This window comes from Tsuneonella rigui, from assembly GCF_003958625.1.
Taxonomy (GTDB): domain Bacteria; phylum Pseudomonadota; class Alphaproteobacteria; order Sphingomonadales; family Sphingomonadaceae; genus Tsuneonella; species Tsuneonella rigui.
In genome coordinates, this window is sequence record NZ_RSEL01000013.1 from 224,142 (window position 1) to 238,083 (window position 13,942).

15 protein-coding genes and 1 other RNA gene are annotated in these 13,942 nt (G+C 68.1%); 10 read left to right on the forward strand and 6 right to left on the reverse strand.

What is annotated here, in order from left to right:
• Positions 1–13 precede the first annotated feature (13 nt).
• Complete coding sequence (gene secF, locus ELY12_RS05555; protein ID WP_126175702.1) at positions 14–991, forward strand: protein translocase subunit SecF; 978 nt, start codon at positions 14–16, stop codon at positions 989–991.
• On the opposite strand, the gene ELY12_RS05560 is transcribed toward secF, so the two are convergent.
• The 3 genes from ELY12_RS05560 to ELY12_RS14560 are packed head-to-tail and all read right to left on the reverse strand — an operon-like array spanning position 988 to position 2,924.
• Positions 988–2,169 (reverse strand): glycosyltransferase, encoded by a 1,182-nt coding sequence (locus tag ELY12_RS05560; RefSeq protein WP_126175703.1) that lies wholly within the window; start codon positions 2,167–2,169, stop codon positions 988–990. The two genes, secF and ELY12_RS05560, sit on opposite strands and share 4 nt — an antisense overlap.
• Positions 2,170–2,179: 10 nt before the next feature.
• Positions 2,180–2,752 (reverse strand): helix-turn-helix domain-containing protein, encoded by a 573-nt coding sequence (locus ELY12_RS05565; protein ID WP_126175704.1) that lies wholly within the window; start codon positions 2,750–2,752, stop codon positions 2,180–2,182.
• 43 nt (positions 2,753–2,795) lie between these two features.
• Positions 2,796–2,924 carry a hypothetical protein gene (locus tag ELY12_RS14560; RefSeq protein WP_277600238.1) on the reverse strand — a complete coding sequence of 43 codons (129 nt, stop codon included), beginning with the start codon at positions 2,922–2,924 and terminating at the stop codon, positions 2,796–2,798.
• 132 nt (positions 2,925–3,056) lie between these two features.
• Here ELY12_RS14560 and ELY12_RS05570 point away from each other — a divergent pair, with 132 nt between their 5' ends.
• Positions 3,057–3,530 (forward strand): DUF6456 domain-containing protein, encoded by a 474-nt coding sequence (locus ELY12_RS05570; RefSeq protein ID WP_126175705.1) that lies wholly within the window; start codon positions 3,057–3,059, stop codon positions 3,528–3,530.
• On the opposite strand, the gene ELY12_RS05575 is transcribed toward ELY12_RS05570, so the two are convergent.
• Together ELY12_RS05575 and ELY12_RS05580 are read right to left on the reverse strand one after the other, a co-directional pair.
• The gene (locus ELY12_RS05575) at positions 3,515–4,204 is read right to left on the reverse strand and encodes a CDP-alcohol phosphatidyltransferase family protein (protein ID WP_126175706.1); all 690 of its coding nucleotides are present in this window, start codon (positions 4,202–4,204) and stop codon (positions 3,515–3,517) included. The two genes, ELY12_RS05570 and ELY12_RS05575, sit on opposite strands and share 16 nt — an antisense overlap.
• Positions 4,205–4,251: 47 nt before the next feature.
• A complete protein-coding gene (locus ELY12_RS05580; protein WP_126175707.1) occupies positions 4,252–6,066 on the reverse strand; it encodes an ABC-F family ATP-binding cassette domain-containing protein in 1,815 nt (604 codons plus the stop codon).
• A 103-nt stretch (positions 6,067–6,169) separates the two neighbouring features.
• Here ELY12_RS05580 and ELY12_RS05585 point away from each other — a divergent pair, with 103 nt between their 5' ends.
• From ELY12_RS05585 to ELY12_RS05600, 4 genes are all read left to right on the forward strand, one after another.
• On the forward strand, positions 6,170–6,880 hold the full coding sequence (locus tag ELY12_RS05585) for an SIMPL domain-containing protein (protein ID WP_126175708.1): 711 nt from the start codon (positions 6,170–6,172) through the stop codon (positions 6,878–6,880).
• Between the two features lie 70 nt (positions 6,881–6,950).
• Positions 6,951–7,247, forward strand: coding sequence for a PepSY domain-containing protein (locus tag ELY12_RS05590; protein ID WP_126175709.1), 297 nt, complete (start codon positions 6,951–6,953; stop codon positions 7,245–7,247).
• Between the two features lie 97 nt (positions 7,248–7,344).
• The gene (locus ELY12_RS05595; protein ID WP_126175710.1) at positions 7,345–8,025 is read left to right on the forward strand and encodes a response regulator transcription factor; all 681 of its coding nucleotides are present in this window, start codon (positions 7,345–7,347) and stop codon (positions 8,023–8,025) included.
• A gap of 121 nt (positions 8,026–8,146) precedes the next feature.
• Positions 8,147–9,472 carry a sensor histidine kinase gene (locus ELY12_RS05600; RefSeq protein ID WP_126175825.1) on the forward strand — a complete coding sequence of 442 codons (1,326 nt, stop codon included), beginning with the start codon at positions 8,147–8,149 and terminating at the stop codon, positions 9,470–9,472.
• On the opposite strand, the gene ELY12_RS05605 is transcribed toward ELY12_RS05600, so the two are convergent.
• Positions 9,469–9,759 carry a chorismate mutase gene (locus ELY12_RS05605; protein ID WP_126175711.1) on the reverse strand — a complete coding sequence of 97 codons (291 nt, stop codon included), beginning with the start codon at positions 9,757–9,759 and terminating at the stop codon, positions 9,469–9,471. The two genes, ELY12_RS05600 and ELY12_RS05605, sit on opposite strands and share 4 nt — an antisense overlap.
• Before the next feature lie 68 nt (positions 9,760–9,827).
• On the opposite strand from ELY12_RS05605, the gene ELY12_RS05610 reads away from it, so the two are divergent.
• The 4 genes from ELY12_RS05610 to ffs all read left to right on the forward strand — a co-directional run bounded on the left by ELY12_RS05610 (position 9,828) and on the right by ffs (position 13,910).
• Positions 9,828–10,847: a polyprenyl synthetase family protein gene (locus ELY12_RS05610; protein WP_126175712.1), complete on the forward strand. Its 1,020-nt coding sequence runs from the start codon at positions 9,828–9,830 to the stop codon at positions 10,845–10,847.
• A gap of 218 nt (positions 10,848–11,065) precedes the next feature.
• Complete coding sequence (gene hrpB, locus ELY12_RS05615; protein ID WP_126175713.1) at positions 11,066–13,486, forward strand: ATP-dependent helicase HrpB; 2,421 nt, start codon at positions 11,066–11,068, stop codon at positions 13,484–13,486.
• 15 nt (positions 13,487–13,501) lie between these two features.
• Complete coding sequence (locus tag ELY12_RS05620) at positions 13,502–13,780, forward strand: ETC complex I subunit (RefSeq protein WP_126175714.1); 279 nt, start codon at positions 13,502–13,504, stop codon at positions 13,778–13,780.
• 35 nt (positions 13,781–13,815) lie between these two features.
• Positions 13,816–13,910: signal recognition particle sRNA small type (gene ffs / locus ELY12_RS05625), an RNA gene on the forward strand.
• Positions 13,911–13,942: the final 32 nt, after the last annotated feature.

Consider the following 13,942-nt stretch of genomic DNA (forward strand, 5'->3'; position numbering starts at 1 on the left):
GAGGACCGCAGCCATGAAACTCCTCAAGCTCGTCCCCGACCACACCAACATCCACTTCCTGAAGTGGCGCGTGCCCTTCTACGTCATCTCGATCCTGCTGATCGCGGCGAGCTGGGCGCTGGTGCTGACGAAGGGCCTCAACCTCGGCGTCGACTTCGTCGGCGGGCAGATGATCCGGGTGACGTTCGTCGGTAAGCCCGACGCGCCGGTCGCCTCGATGCGCGACGAGATCGCCAACCTCGGTTACGGCGATCCGATCATCCAGCGCTTCGGCAAGCCCAACGAAGCTTCGATCCGGATGAAGCTGCCCGAGGGATCGGAGCAGCACCCCGACCTCGCCAACACGATGGCGGAGCGGATCACCAAGGCGCTCAAGACCGCGCACCCTGAAGTGCGCATCGACGGCGTCGATTCGGTGTCGGGCAAGGTGTCGGGTGAGTTGTTCCGCACCGGCCTGATGAGCCTCGCCTTCGCGATGATCGCGATCTCGATCTACATCTGGGTGCGGTTCGAATGGCAATTCGGGGTGGGCGGCCTGTTCGCGCTGTTCCACGACGTGTCGCTGACACTGGGGATGTTCGCGCTCACCGGCCTCGAGTTCGACCTCAACATCGTGGCGGCGATCCTGACCATCATCGGTTATTCGCTTAACGACACGATCGTCATCTACGACCGCATCCGTGAGAACCTGAAGAAGTTCCGCAAGATGCCGCTGCCGGAGCTGCTCGACCTGTCGGTCAACGAGACGCTCGCGCGCACGGTGATGACTTCACTGACGGTGCTGATCGCGCTCGTGCCGCTGCTGCTGTTCGGCCCGGCGAGCCTGTTCGGCCTGACCGCGGCGATCACGCTCGGCATCTTCGTCGGCACCTACAGCTCGATCTACATGGCCGCGCCCCTGCTGATCTGGTTCGGGGTCAAGTCGGACAGCTTCGTGCCGACCGAGGGCGGCCCCAACAAGGCCGAGCGAGCCGCGCGCGGCGAAGCCTAAGCCAGTAGGCTCTCATAGTATTGGGCCAGCGCCGCGGCGTTGGCCTGCCAGCTGAAGCGCTCGGCGAGCGCGGCGGTGGCTTCGCGCATTGGCGGGTCCTCGAGCAGCTCGCGCACGCCGTCGGCAATCGCCAGCGGGTCGCGCGCGACGATGCGGCCCGCCTCAGGCGCGGTGACGACTTCGCGTGCGCCGCCCGCGTCGGTGATCACCAGCGGCGTGCCGCAGGCGAGCGCCTCGACCCAGGCATTGGCGAGGCCCTCACTCGACGACGGCAGCACCATCGCGTCGGCTGCCGAGAGCACGAGCGGGACGAGATCGTGGTCGAGGCTGCCGAGGAAGTGCACGCGGTCCGCCACGCCGCGCGTGCGGGCGAGTGAGCGGAGGGCAGCCTCGTCCTCCCCGCGACCCACCAGCAACAGCACGGTATCGCCGGGCAAGTGGCTCAGCGCCTCGATCACCAACGCCTGGCCCTTGCGGCGGATCAGCGCTCCGACCGTGGCGAGGACCGGCGCGCCGTCGGGTAGGGCGATCTTAAGCTCGCGGCCAAGCCGGCGGCGCAGTTGGGCGTGCTGCAGCGGGCGGAAGCGGTTGCGGTCGAGGCCGGTGTAGTGGAGCGCGATCTTCTCGCGTGGAAGACCGATCGTTGCCATGTCGTCAGCGAGCGCGCCGCATACCGCGAGCAGGCCGGCGGCTTGGCGTCCGGCGGTGATCATCTGCTCGTGCGCCTGCGGCTGTGCGCCCCAATAGTGAATGTCTGCGCCGCGCGCCTTGATGGAGAGCGGTAGGCCGAGTTCCGTAGCCACGCGCGCGGCGGCGGGACCATCGGGGTAGAAGAACTGGGCGTCGATCAGGTCGAACGGTGCCCCGGCATGCAGGCGCCGGGCCAGCTGCAGCACCGCACGCGCGATCAGGCCCGGATTGATTCTCCCGCCGATCTTGGGGATGAGCGGGAAGGTCGGGCGATAGACTTCCACGCCATGCTCGACCCCGTCGATGGCGGCCGCCTTGAGGGCACGGTAGCGACCGAACGCTACGGGCGGAACGCCGATCGGATTGATCACCGTCACTTGCCAATCGCCGCGCGCCGCGAGCGCTTCGAGGCTGCGCGCGACAAACGTGCCGAAGCGCGGCGCGGCCGCGTTCGGATAGAGCGTCGCGAGCGACAGGACGCGCTTCATCGCGGGCGCCTCAGAGACGACGGACGAGCATCTCGGCGACCGCGATCCACGCTGGATCGTCGACCACCAGTTGCTTCTGGCCCGCGCCGGTCGGCAGCACGCCCACGCGCGCGCCCTGACGGTCGATCAGGCGGCCGAAGGCAAACCGCCCGCCCTTGCGCGGGACAAGCACGTCGCGGTTGATCGCGCGCGCCGCATCCTCGGGCGCGATCTGGCGTAGCCACAGCTGGTCGCCCGCGCGGTATTCGCCCGCGCTGTCCTCGATCGTCAGCACGACGCGCACTGCATCGCCGGACAATTCGCTCGGCAGCAGCGCGTCGCGGGGCGACGAGAGCGCCTCTGCACCAGTCGCTGACAGCTGCGCCACGACTTGGGCGCGCGCGTTGCCTTCCGACCGCACCAGCATTTCCGGATCGACGCCGAGCGCCCCCGCGATCCGGTCCATCCATTTGATCGACAAGTTGCGCATGCCCGTCTCGAGCCGGCCGATCGTCTGCGCAGTGGTCGGCGGAACGCATGCCTCGGCGAGATCGGCGAGTGTCATGCCCTTCTCGCGGCGGATGTCGCGGATGCGGTTGATCATGCCAGTTCCTCGGCGGTTGCGCAGTTTAAGGGTCTCACTAGAACTAACCCATTGATTGCCAGATAAAATTGAAGAAGCGCGCAGGAGCCTTGGAAAGCCAGTCCCACAAACCAAAATGGACGGCGAGCACCAGACTTCCGAAGAAGATAATCGCCCCGACAGGGTCGGCCATCGCGCTAAGGGATAGAGGCGTCCAATCTTCGTCCCGCTTCCACCACAAATCGCCAACTCCTAACCAAATCGGTTTTCACTTTCCTACAAGCCATCCGGTTTGGCAAGCGCAGATTCACAACAGGAGACCCGCATGAATCGCCAACTCGCCGAGCGTGAACTGACTTCCGAAGGACCGCGCCGGACGGGAGGCGCGAAGGGCAGGCGGCGCACGGTGACGGTCAACCTCGCCGAATCGCCGATCGCCTGGCTCTATGCGCGTGGTCACCTCGACGATCGGCTATTCGACGCCGGCGAACGCCTGCGCGCAGACTACGAACGCGCGCAGCTGGCACCGAGCGTGACGATGCGGTGGGACCCGGTGCGCATCAAAGGCACCAGCGACGGCGGCCTAACCGCGGGCGAGCGCCAGATCGCGGCCAAGGCGCGCTTCGACGGCGCGCTCAGGGAAGCTGGGCCCGGCCTGTCCGACGTATTGTGGCGTGTGGTCTGCGCCGGCGAGACACTGCCCGATGCCGAACGCGCGCTCGCGTGGCCAGCGCGCAGCGGGAAGGTGGTGCTGCGCCTCGCGCTCGACCGGGTGGCGAACTTCTACCGGATCGTCTGATTGCCGCGGTCGATCGCCGCGAGCGTACGCCCTTCGCGGACCGTTTGGATGATGAACAGCGCGACCAGCAGCGTGGCGACGGCGCCAAACAGGATGTCGAACGCATTGAAGCCCGCGACGCGGCCCACGTCAGGACCGAGGAAGCCCATGATCACCGTCAGCACGACGAGGATGATCCGCAGTTCGGTCGGTCCCGCGCCCATGTGCGACAGGGGAAATTCGCCCGCGACCTTCGCAAGCAGGAAGGTGTGCACCGACATCAGCAGGTACGCGACGACGGTGTAGAGCGCGACCTCCACCTGCAGATACGGGCTCGCGCCGAGCCCGCCGAGGATCAGCAGCGTAGCGAGGCCATCGCAGCTATGGTCGATGAAATAGCCGTAGCGTGGCCGCTCGACGCGTCGGAACCGGGCGATCGTGCCGTCCAGCGAATCGCCGAACCAGTGCACGAAGTAACCGACCACCGAGAGCGCGAGCCACGCGGGGCTCCAGTTGCTCATCAGGTAACCGAAACCGATCGCGAACGCGGCGATCAGCGCGCCGCCGGTGAGCAGGTCAGGGGTCACCCATGCCGGCATACGCGGGCACAGCCACTGCAACAGGCGCTGCTCGCTCCGGGCCAGGATGTTGCGCTGGATGCGCCGCGGCGGAGCCGGGGGCGGGGGCGGTGTCATAAATCCGCATTGCGCGCGGAGGCAGGGCGCGCAAGCACTTTCACCGCTCAGCCCTCGACCAGTTCGGCGAGCGCCAGCCAACGCTCTTCCGCGGCGTCCTTCTCGGCACGCGCATTGGCGAGGCCCTGGTTGATCGTCGCGAAGCGCTGCGGATCGCGCGTGAACAGGTCCGCGTCGCCGAGGATTTCCTCACCGCGCGCGATTGCCTTGTCGAGTTCTTCGATGCGCGCCGGCAGCAGTTCATAGTCGCGCTGGTCCTTGTACGACAGCTTGGCGGATTTTGCCGGTGCCTGCGCGGTGGGCTTGGCCGGCGAGGTTTGCGCTGCCGGAGTCGAGCGGGCTTTGGCCGGCGCGCTGCGCTCCTTGCGCTTGGCGATCCAGTCCTCGTAGCCGCCCGCGACCACGTCGACCATGCCGCTTCCGTCGAGCCCGAGCGTGAGCGTCACCGTCCGGTCGAGGAAGTCGCGGTCGTGGCTGACGATCAGCACGGTGCCTTCGTAATCGGCGATGACTTCCTGCAGCAGGTCGAGCGTCTCGAGGTCGAGATCGTTGGTCGGCTCGTCCAGCACCAGCAAGTTGGACAGCCGCGCAAACTCGCGCGCCAGCAGCAGCCGGCTGCGCTCGCCGCCCGACAGCATGCCGACCTTGCTGTCCACGATTCCCGGATCGAACAGGAATTCCTTGAGATAGCCCTGCACGTGCTTGCGCACCCCGCGCACGTCGATCCAGTCGCCGCCCTCGGCGAGCACCTGGCGCACGGTCTTGTCGGCCGCCATCACGCTGCGCTGCTGGTCGATCATCACGCCCGACAGCTTTTTCGAGATCGTCACCGTGCCGGAATCGGGCGCCAGCTCGCCGGTCAGCAGCTTGAGCAGCGTCGTCTTGCCGGTGCCGTTGGCGCCGACCACGCCGATCCGGTCGCCGCGCTGGATGCGCAGGTTGAAGTCGCGGATGATCCGGCGCTCGCCGAAGTTTTTGGAGACGTGCTCGGCAACGATCACCGACTTCGACTTGAAGTCCTCGGCGGTCGCCAGCTTGAGCTTGGCCGCGCCCTGCGGGTCGATCATCGCGGCGCGCTGAGCGCGCATCTGCCAGAGTTTCTCCAGCCGGCCCTGGTTGCGTTTGCGCCGCGCGGTGACCCCGCGCTCGAGCCAGTGCGCTTCGATCTTGAGCCGCGCGTCGAGCCGCTCGGCGGCGCGCGCTTCCTCGGCGTAGACCTGCTCTTCCCACGCCTCGTAACCGCCGAAGCCGACTTCCTTGCGCCGCAGCGCGCCGCGGTCGAGCCACAGGGTCGCGCTGGTCAGGCGCTTCAGGAAGGTGCGGTCGTGGCTGATGACCACGAACGCTCCGGTGTAGCGGCCGAGCCAATCCTCCAGCCAGTCGATCGCGGCGAGATCGAGGTGGTTGGTCGGCTCGTCCATCAGCAGCAGGTCGGGGTCCTGCGCCAGCGCGCGGGCGATCGCCGCGCGGCGCTTCTCGCCCCCGCTCGCGCCCGCCGCCGGGGTCGCCATGTCGATGCCGAGCTGGCCAGCGATCGCTTCCACTTCGTGTTCGGCCGGCGGGTGCTCGCCCGACAGCGCCCAATCCATCAGCGTCGCACAGCCGGTGAAGTCGGGCTCCTGCTCCAGCAGCACGATGCGCGTGCCGGGCTTGACCTTGCGCAGGCCGCGGTCGGCTTCGATCTGCTGGTCGATCAGGCGGAACAGCGTGGTCTTGCCCGCGCCGTTGCGGCCGATCAGCGCGAGCCGGTCGCGCGGGCCGATGTGCAGGTTGAGGCCGTCGGTCTCGGGCCCGCCGAACAGCCAACGCCCGCCTTGTTGCAGGCCAAGGCCTTCCCAGCTCAAGATCGGAGGTTGCGCCATAGGGGCGCGCACCTAGCGGCGAGGGCGGGGCGGAACAAGCCGGTTCACCGGCGCGTAATCGGGTGAGCGCCAGCAAGACTTCAGAATTGATAAGGAGAACACCATGATCCGCACTACGCTTGCCTTGGCTGCCGCCGCGATTGCCGTCCCGGCCGCCGCCGCCGACGTGCAGGTCACCTCGCAAGGGCCGCTGGTCGAGCTGTCTGTGACCGAGACGGTCAAGGCCAAGCCCGACCTTGCCGAAGTCAGCGCCGGGGTGACCACGCAGGCGCCGACCGCGGTCGCGGCTATGCAGGCTAATGCCAAGGCGATGGACGCGGTGATTCAGCGCATCAAGGCGCTCGGCATCGCGCCCGAAGACATCCAGACCACCGGCATCAACCTCGGCGCGCAGTACGATTACGACCAGTCGGCGCAGCGCCAGGTGTTTCGCGGCTACCAGGCGTCCAACCGAGTGAGCGTAACGCTGCGCAAGATCGACCGGACCGGCGCGGTGCTCGATGCGCTGGTCGCCGCCGGCGCGACCGATATCGGCGGACCGAGCTTCTCGATCGACGACGACTCCGCCTCGCGCGCACAAGCCCGCAAGGCGGCGTTCGACAAAGCGCAGGCGCAAGCGAGCGAATACGCGCGATGGGCGGGCTATTCGGGCGTGCGGCTGCTCTCGATCAGCGAGGCGGTCAATCCGGGCCGGCCGATGCCCTATGCTGAAGCGCGCGTTGCGATGGCGGCGGACATGAAGCAGACCCCGGTCGAACCGGGCCTGGTCGGCACCGCGGTCACTATTTCGGTCACCTTCGAAATGACCCGCTGATCGCCTGAACACCGCGCGGCGGCAGCATTCACGGGTTGTTCAAAGCCCCCGATGCATAGATTGAGGCGTCATGAAACGCTTTCTCGCCTCGATCGCTGCCGCCGCGCTGTTGGTGCCCGCCACGCCGGCGCTGGCGCAGGACAACGACCAGGGCAAGGCGCGCAAGGAAATGCGTGCGGGCAACGTGCTGCCGCTGCGCGAGATCGAAGGGCGTATCCTGCCCCGGATGCGCGGTTTCCAGTACCTCGGTCCGGCCTACGATTCGACCGCGATGGCCTATCGCCTGAAGTTCCTGCGCGGATCGCAGGTGGTCTACGTCGATGTCGACGCGCGCACTGGCGCGGTTATCGGCAAGAGCGGTTTCTGAAGCCGCGCCCGGCGTCCACGGAAACCGGGCGCTCGGTTGACGCGTTCATGTTCAGCGCCCACATCCGCGGGCAAGCAAGAACAGGGACCACTCGCCCATGCGCATCCTGATCGTCGAGGACGAGCCGACCCTCGGCAAACAGCTCAAATCGACCCTCGAGCAGACCGGTTACGCGGTCGACCTGTCGACCGACGGCGAGGACGGGCACTTCCTCGGCTCGACCGAGGAATACGACGCCGTGATCCTCGACCTCGGCCTGCCCGAGATCGACGGCCTCACCGTGCTCGGCATGTGGCGCAAGGAAGGCCGCAAGTTCCCGGTGCTGGTGCTGACCGCGCGCGATAGCTGGTCGGACAAGGTCGCCGGCCTCGACGCCGGCGCCGACGATTACCTCGCCAAACCGTTCCAGACCGAGGAGCTGATCGCACGCCTGCGCGCGCTGATCCGACGCGCCTCGGGCAACACTTCCAGCGAGCTCACCGCCGGCCCTGTTCGGCTCGACACCCGCTCGGGCCGAGTCACGCTGGCGGGCGAGCCGGTCAAGCTGACCGCGCAGGAGTACAAACTGCTCAGCTACCTGATGCACCACAAGGGCAAGGTGGTTAGCCGCACCGAACTGATCGAGCACATCTACGACCAGGATTTCGACCGCGATTCGAACACGATCGAGGTCTTCGTCACCCGCATCCGAAAGAAGCTGGGCGCGGACGTCATCACCACCATCCGTGGCCTCGGCTACAGCCTCGACGACCCCGACGAGCAACCCCGCGCGAACTGATCCTGCGCCATCGGGCGGCCGCGAGGCCGCAGCCGATGCGCCGGTGACGGACGGCCGGGACTCGTCGGGAGAAGGCTTGTCCCCGGACCGGCCGCAGCACACCGGCAGCCTATCGCGCCGGATGATGCTGATCGCGTTCGGGTGGATCACCATCCTGTTGCTGGCCGGCGGCTTCGCGCTCGACCGCACCCTGACCAGCCAGGTCGAGAACAGCTTTGATGAGCAGCTCGAATACCTGCTCAACTCGATGCTTGTCTCGGCCGAGATCGACGACGGCGGCGAGGTCTATTTCAACCGCACGATCGGCGAGCCGCGCTTCCTCGAACCGAACAGCGGGCTTTATTTCCAGATCAGCGCGCCGGGGCACGAGGGCTATCCTTCGCGCTCGCTGTGGGACAAGACTCTCAAGGTGCGCGCCGACCGGTCGGATTCGAGCCCGCACTTCTACGACAGCGACCAGTTCCCGGACGAGCCGCTGCGGATCGTCGAACGGACCGTTTCGCTGCCCTACAGCAAGGCGCACTGGACCTTCGCCGTCGCCTCGGCACGCGACCAGCTCGACGAGCAGCTCAGTCGCATCCGCTCGATCCTGGTGTGGAGCTTCCTCGTCCTCGGGCTGGGCCTGTTCGCGATGGCGATGCTGCAGACCTGGTACGGCCTCAGTCCCTTGCGGCGCGTGCGGCTGGCGATCCAGCACATGCGGGCAGGCGGCGCCAATCGGGTGACCGATCCGCTACCGCTCGAGGTCCAGCCGCTGGTGCAGGAATTGAACGCCCTGCTCGATCATTCGGAGAAGCAGGCGGAGGAGGCGCGCACCCACGCAGGCAACTTAGCGCACGCGCTCAAGACCCCGCTCACCGTGATCAACAACGCCGCGACCGCGCATGCCACCGATCTGCCGGCGACGGTGATCCGCGAGGCGGGCACCATGCGCCGCCACGTCGATCACCACCTCGCGCGGGCCCGCGCAGTCGGCCGCCGCGCGGTCGGCCACGCCAAGACGCCGGTTTGCGAAAGCGCCGAGGCCGTGCGCCGTGCGGTCGAGCGGCTCTATCCCAACGTTCGCTTCGATCTCGACGGCAACCGCCAGGCGCGCGTCGCGATCGAGCGGCAGGATCTCGACGAAATCCTCGGCAACCTGATCGAGAACGCCGCCAAGTACGGCGGGGGCAGCGTCTTCGTCACGGTCGATGCCGAGCCCGCCGACAAGAACTGCGTCGTGTGGGTCGAGGACGACGGCATGGGCATCCCGGAGGAAGAACGCGTCCGCATCTTCGACCGCGGCGCACGGCTCGACACCGGCAAGCCCGGCACCGGCCTCGGCCTCGCGATCGTGCGCGACGTGGCAGAAATCTACGGCGGGGGCGTGACGCTGGGCGAGAGCGAGGACCTGGGCGGGTTGCTGGTGCGGCTGATCCTGCCGCGGGCAGGTCAGGCAGCGCTCTAAAGCGCGCGCGCCTTCTCGTGGTGGCGGATGACCTCGTCGATCACGAAGCGGATGAACTTCTCGCTGAACTCGGGGTCGAGTTGGGCTTCTTCCGCCAGCGAGCGCAGGCGCTGGATCTGCGCCGCCTCGCGGCCCGGGTCGGCGGGGGGCAGGTTCGCCTCCGCCTTGTAGGCGCCGACCGCCTGGGTGATGCGAAACCGTTCGGCCAGGATGTGGATCAGCGCGGCGTCGAAGTTGTCGATGCTCTTGCGGTAGGCGGCGAGAACGGGATCGGACGGCTGGGTCATCGTGAGGCCGCACGATAGCGGCGATTCCCTGCTTGCCAAGCGCGGTGCACCCGCCCATGTCGCCGCCGATGACTGCCGAGATCGTCCCGCTGAAGCGCGCCGGCCAGCCTGCCCCGTCGCTCGATCCCATTCTCGCGCTCACCGCGCCGGGGATGAACGCGGTCAATGCGGTGATCCTCGACCGGATGCAGTCGAAGATCCCGCTGATCCCCGCACTCGCGGGGCACTTGATCTCGGGCGGCGGCAAGCGGCTGCGGCCGATGCTGACGCTCGCGGGGGCGGAACTGGTGGGGTACAACGGCACCCGCCATCACAAGCTCGCCGCCGCGGTCGAGTTCATTCACACCGCGACCTTGCTGCACGACGACGTGGTTGACGGCAGCGACCTCAGGCGCGGCAAGGCGGCTGCCAACATCATCTTCGGCAACCCCGCGACCGTGCTCGTGGGCGACTTCCTGTTCAGCCGCAGCTTCGAGCTGATGGTCGAGGACGGCAGCCTCAAGGTGCTCAAGATCCTGTCCAACGCCAGCGCGGTGATCGCCGAAGGCGAGGTCGACCAACTCACCGCGCAGCGCCAGATCGAGACCAGCGAGGAACGCTACCTCGCGATCATCGGCGCGAAGACCGCCGCGCTGTTCGCCGCCGCCAGCCGGATCGCCGCGGTGGTCGCCGAATGCGACGACCGGCGCGAGCAGGCATTGGACGATTACGGCCGCAACCTCGGCATCGCGTTCCAGTTGGTCGACGATGCGATCGACTACGATTCGGATGCGAGCACCATGGGCAAGGCGCGCGGCGACGATTTCCGCGAGGGCAAGATGACCCTGCCGGTGATCCTCGCCTACGCCCGCGGAGACGAGGCCGAGCGCAAGTTCTGGCAGGCGGCGATCGCCGGCCATCGCGAAGGCGACGAGGCGCTGGCCGAGGCGACCCGGCTGATCGCCAGGCACGACGCGCTCGAGGCGACCCGCGAGCGCGCGCGCCACTTCGCCCAGCGCGCAATCGATGCGCTGTCGATCTTCCCCGACGGCGCCGCCCGCCGCGCGATGACTGAGGCGGCCGAGTTCGCCGTGGCGCGCGGGTACTGAGCAGAGCCAACCCGCTTTCCTACAGGTCGCGGACTGTGGCAGGCAGTCCCGATGTTTCCTCGTGATTTCGTTTTCGTCGCCGCTATCCGGAAAGCGGATTTTCGCTGCAAGGGCACGCAAACGGAAGGTGACAACTGCGACACCCGATTTCGGCGATTTACGGATATGCGCCGCGCCGCAACAGTATTGAAAAACACCCCACATCAGTGTGACACGGCGTGACCTACCTTCCGATCCATGCCGTCCTGCCCGACCTGCTCACCGCGTTGCGTGAGCAGAGCGGTGCGGTGCTGATCGCGCCGCCGGGGGCAGGCAAGACGACCGCGGTCGCGCCCGCACTGATCGCGGAGCCATGGTGCACGGGGCAGGTGATTGTCACCTCACCCCGCCGAGTGGCCGCGCGCGCTGCCGCCGAGCGGATGGCCGAGCTGATGGGCGAGAAAGCCGGCGAGACTGTGGGTTACCTGACCCGCCTCGACAGCCGCCAGTCGGCGCGCACGCGCATCCTCGTCGTGACCGAGGCGATCCTGGTCAACCGGCTGTTGGAAGATCCCGAGCTGGCGGGGGTTTCGGCGGTGCTGTTCGACGAGGCGCACGAGCGGCATCTCGATGGCGACCTCGGCCTCGCGCTGGCGCTCGAAAGTCGCGCGGTGCTGCGCGAGGATCTGCGCGTGGTGGTCATGTCGGCGACGATCGACGGCGCGCGCTTTGCCCGGCTGCTGGGGGAAAACACGCCAGTCGTCGAAAGCGCGGGCAAGGCGTTCCCGCTCGAAATCAGATGGTTGGGGTCGTCTCCTGACAAGCGGCTGGAAGACGCGATGACCGGTGCGGTCCTGACCGCGTGGCGCGAGACCGATGGCGACCTGCTCGCTTTCCTTCCTGGCGTGGGCGAGATCGAGCGTGTCCGCGAGCGGCTGGAGGCGCGGCTCCCCGACACACCGATCCTGCCGCTCCACGGCCAGGTCGAGCCCGCGGGCCAGCGCGCGGCGATCCGCCGCGATCCGCGGGGCCGGCGGCGGATCGTGCTCGCGACGGGCATCGCGGAAACCTCGCTCACCCTTGATGGCGTGGCGGTGGTGGTCGACAGCGGCCTCGCCCGCCGCGCCGAGTTCGACAAGGCGGCGGGCACCACGCACCTCGTCACCGGCCGCGCGAGCCAGGCCTCGGCAGCGCAGCGCGCCGGCCGGGCGGCGCGGCAGGGACCGGGGGTGGCGTACCGGCTGTGGGAAGCCGCGGCGCACCCCGGCCGCCCTCCGTTTGATCCGCCCGAGATGCTCACCGCCGACCTTGCCCCGCTGGTGCTGTCGCTGGCGCAGTGGGGAGCAGGCGACCCGGCCGCGATGCCGTGGCTCGATCCGCCAACGGCGGCCGCACTGGCAGCGGCGCGGGAGAGGCTGACAGCGCTCGGCGCGCTCGACGGGGATGGGCGGATCACTGCACGCGGCCGCATGCTTGCCGCCTTGCCGCTCGACCCTGCGCACGCGGCGATGCTGCTTGCGGGAGCGGAGCACGACGCGGCGATTCCGGCAGCGCAAATCGCGCTGCTGCTACAGGAGCGCGGGCTGGGCGGGCGCGGCGAGGACTTGGCAGCGCGCCTGCAGCGATGGAACGCCGACCGCAGCCCGCGCGCGGAGGCGAGCCGCAAGCTCGCCGCAAACTGGGCGCGCAAGGCCGGCGCGCTCGTCGAGCGGACCGGCGAAGGGATGCCGCCCGCAATCGCCTTGCTCGCTGGCCTACCGGACAACCTCGCGCGGAGGCGCGATGCATCGGGCGAGCATTGGCTCTCCGCCGGTGGGCGCGGTTACGTACTCGATCCGACGAGCCCACTGGCGCGCGCTGAATGGCTGGCGATCGGCGATGCCCAAGGCTCGGCCAAGGGTGCCCGGATCACCGCCGCGCTGCCTTTGGAAGCCGCCGAGGTCGAACGCTGGCTGGGCGAACGGATTGAGCGGCGCAGCACGCTGGCGTGGGTCGGGGAGCGGGTGGAAGCGCGGCTTGAGCGACGGATCGGAGCGATCACCTTGGCGAGCGGCCCCGATCCGGCACCGGACAAGGACACAGTGACAGACTTGCTGCTCCAGACCGCGCTCGGTCGTCTGGACGCGATCGTGCCGCGCGATCTGATGGCCCGCGCCCGCTTTGCCGGTGTAGACGCACTGTCCAACGACGCCATGCGGGCAGCGGCCGAGGCCTGGCTGCGGCCGCTACTCGACGGCAGACGCGATCTCGACGTGCCACGTGGTAAGGTGACGGATGCCTTGCTGGGGCTGTTGGATTGGGATGCGCGCCAGCGGCTTGACCGGCTGGCTCCGCGAGAGTTCGCCAGTCCTGCCGGCACCAGCCACCCGATCGATTACGCGAGCGATGATGCGCCCAGCGTCGAGGTGCGGGTGCAGGCGCTGTTCGGGCTCGACGGGCAGCCGATGGTCGGCACCACGCCGCTTCTGCTCAAGCTCACCAGCCCCGCGGGCCGCCCAATCCAGTCGACCCGCGACCTGCCCGGTTTCTGGCGCGGTAGCTGGGCCGAGGTGAAGAAGGAGATGAAGGGCCGCTACCCCAAGCACCGTTGGCCCGACGCGCCGTGGACGGAAAAGCCCAGCCTCAAGACCAAGAACGCCTTTGCCCGCGGCGAAAGCTGAATTAAGGACTTCTCCATGGCCGCACGCATCTTCCAACGCCCCAAGAACGCCATGCAGTCCGGCAAGGCCCGGACCGACGAGTGGGTTCTCGAATTCGAACAGTCCCAAGCGCGGGTACCCGACCCGTTGATGGGCTGGACCGGCAGCGGCGACACACAGGCGCAGATCGTGCTGACGTTCCCAAGCGTGGCCGAAGCGACTGCGTACGCCGACAAGTACGGCATTCCCGCGCGCGTCCAGCCGACGCCGCCCAGGCGGCTCAAGCTGCAGGCCTACGCGGATAATTTTCGCTGAGTTGATTTCTTATCCCGACGCCGCCATATGCGCCGCCGGGAGTCGGTCGGACGCTTGCGTCCGCCAACCTGGTCAGGTCCGGAAGGAAGCAGCCACAACGGGTTGCGGCGGGTCGGCCGGCTCCTTTTTACCCACATGACTTTCGCCGCCCCAACCCCTAGC

Excerpts from the sequence above, each read along its gene's own strand:
- ELY12_RS05575 (WP_126175706.1), bottom strand. The coding sequence starts at position 4,204 with ATGACACCGCCCCCGCCCCCGGCTCCGCCGCGGCGCATCCAGCGCAAC.
- ELY12_RS05595 (WP_126175710.1), top strand. The coding sequence starts at position 7,345 with ATGCGCATCCTGATCGTCGAGGACGAGCCGACCCTCGGCAAACAGCTC.
- ELY12_RS05600 (WP_126175825.1), top strand. The coding sequence starts at position 8,147 with ATGATGCTGATCGCGTTCGGGTGGATCACCATCCTGTTGCTGGCCGGC.
- ELY12_RS14560 (WP_277600238.1), bottom strand. The coding sequence starts at position 2,924 with ATGGCCGACCCTGTCGGGGCGATTATCTTCTTCGGAAGTCTGGTGCTC.
- ELY12_RS05570 (WP_126175705.1), top strand. The coding sequence starts at position 3,057 with ATGAATCGCCAACTCGCCGAGCGTGAACTGACTTCCGAAGGACCGCGC.
- ELY12_RS05620 (WP_126175714.1), top strand. The coding sequence starts at position 13,502 with ATGGCCGCACGCATCTTCCAACGCCCCAAGAACGCCATGCAGTCCGGC.
- secF (WP_126175702.1), top strand. The coding sequence starts at position 14 with ATGAAACTCCTCAAGCTCGTCCCCGACCACACCAACATCCACTTCCTG.
- ELY12_RS05560 (WP_126175703.1), bottom strand. The coding sequence starts at position 2,169 with ATGAAGCGCGTCCTGTCGCTCGCGACGCTCTATCCGAACGCGGCCGCG.
- ELY12_RS05585 (WP_126175708.1), top strand. The coding sequence starts at position 6,170 with ATGATCCGCACTACGCTTGCCTTGGCTGCCGCCGCGATTGCCGTCCCG.
- ELY12_RS05610 (WP_126175712.1), top strand. The coding sequence starts at position 9,828 with ATGACTGCCGAGATCGTCCCGCTGAAGCGCGCCGGCCAGCCTGCCCCG.
- ELY12_RS05565 (WP_126175704.1), bottom strand. The coding sequence starts at position 2,752 with ATGATCAACCGCATCCGCGACATCCGCCGCGAGAAGGGCATGACACTC.
- ELY12_RS05580 (WP_126175707.1), bottom strand. The coding sequence starts at position 6,066 with ATGGCGCAACCTCCGATCTTGAGCTGGGAAGGCCTTGGCCTGCAACAA.
- ELY12_RS05605 (WP_126175711.1), bottom strand. The coding sequence starts at position 9,759 with ATGACCCAGCCGTCCGATCCCGTTCTCGCCGCCTACCGCAAGAGCATC.
- ELY12_RS05590 (WP_126175709.1), top strand. The coding sequence starts at position 6,951 with ATGAAACGCTTTCTCGCCTCGATCGCTGCCGCCGCGCTGTTGGTGCCC.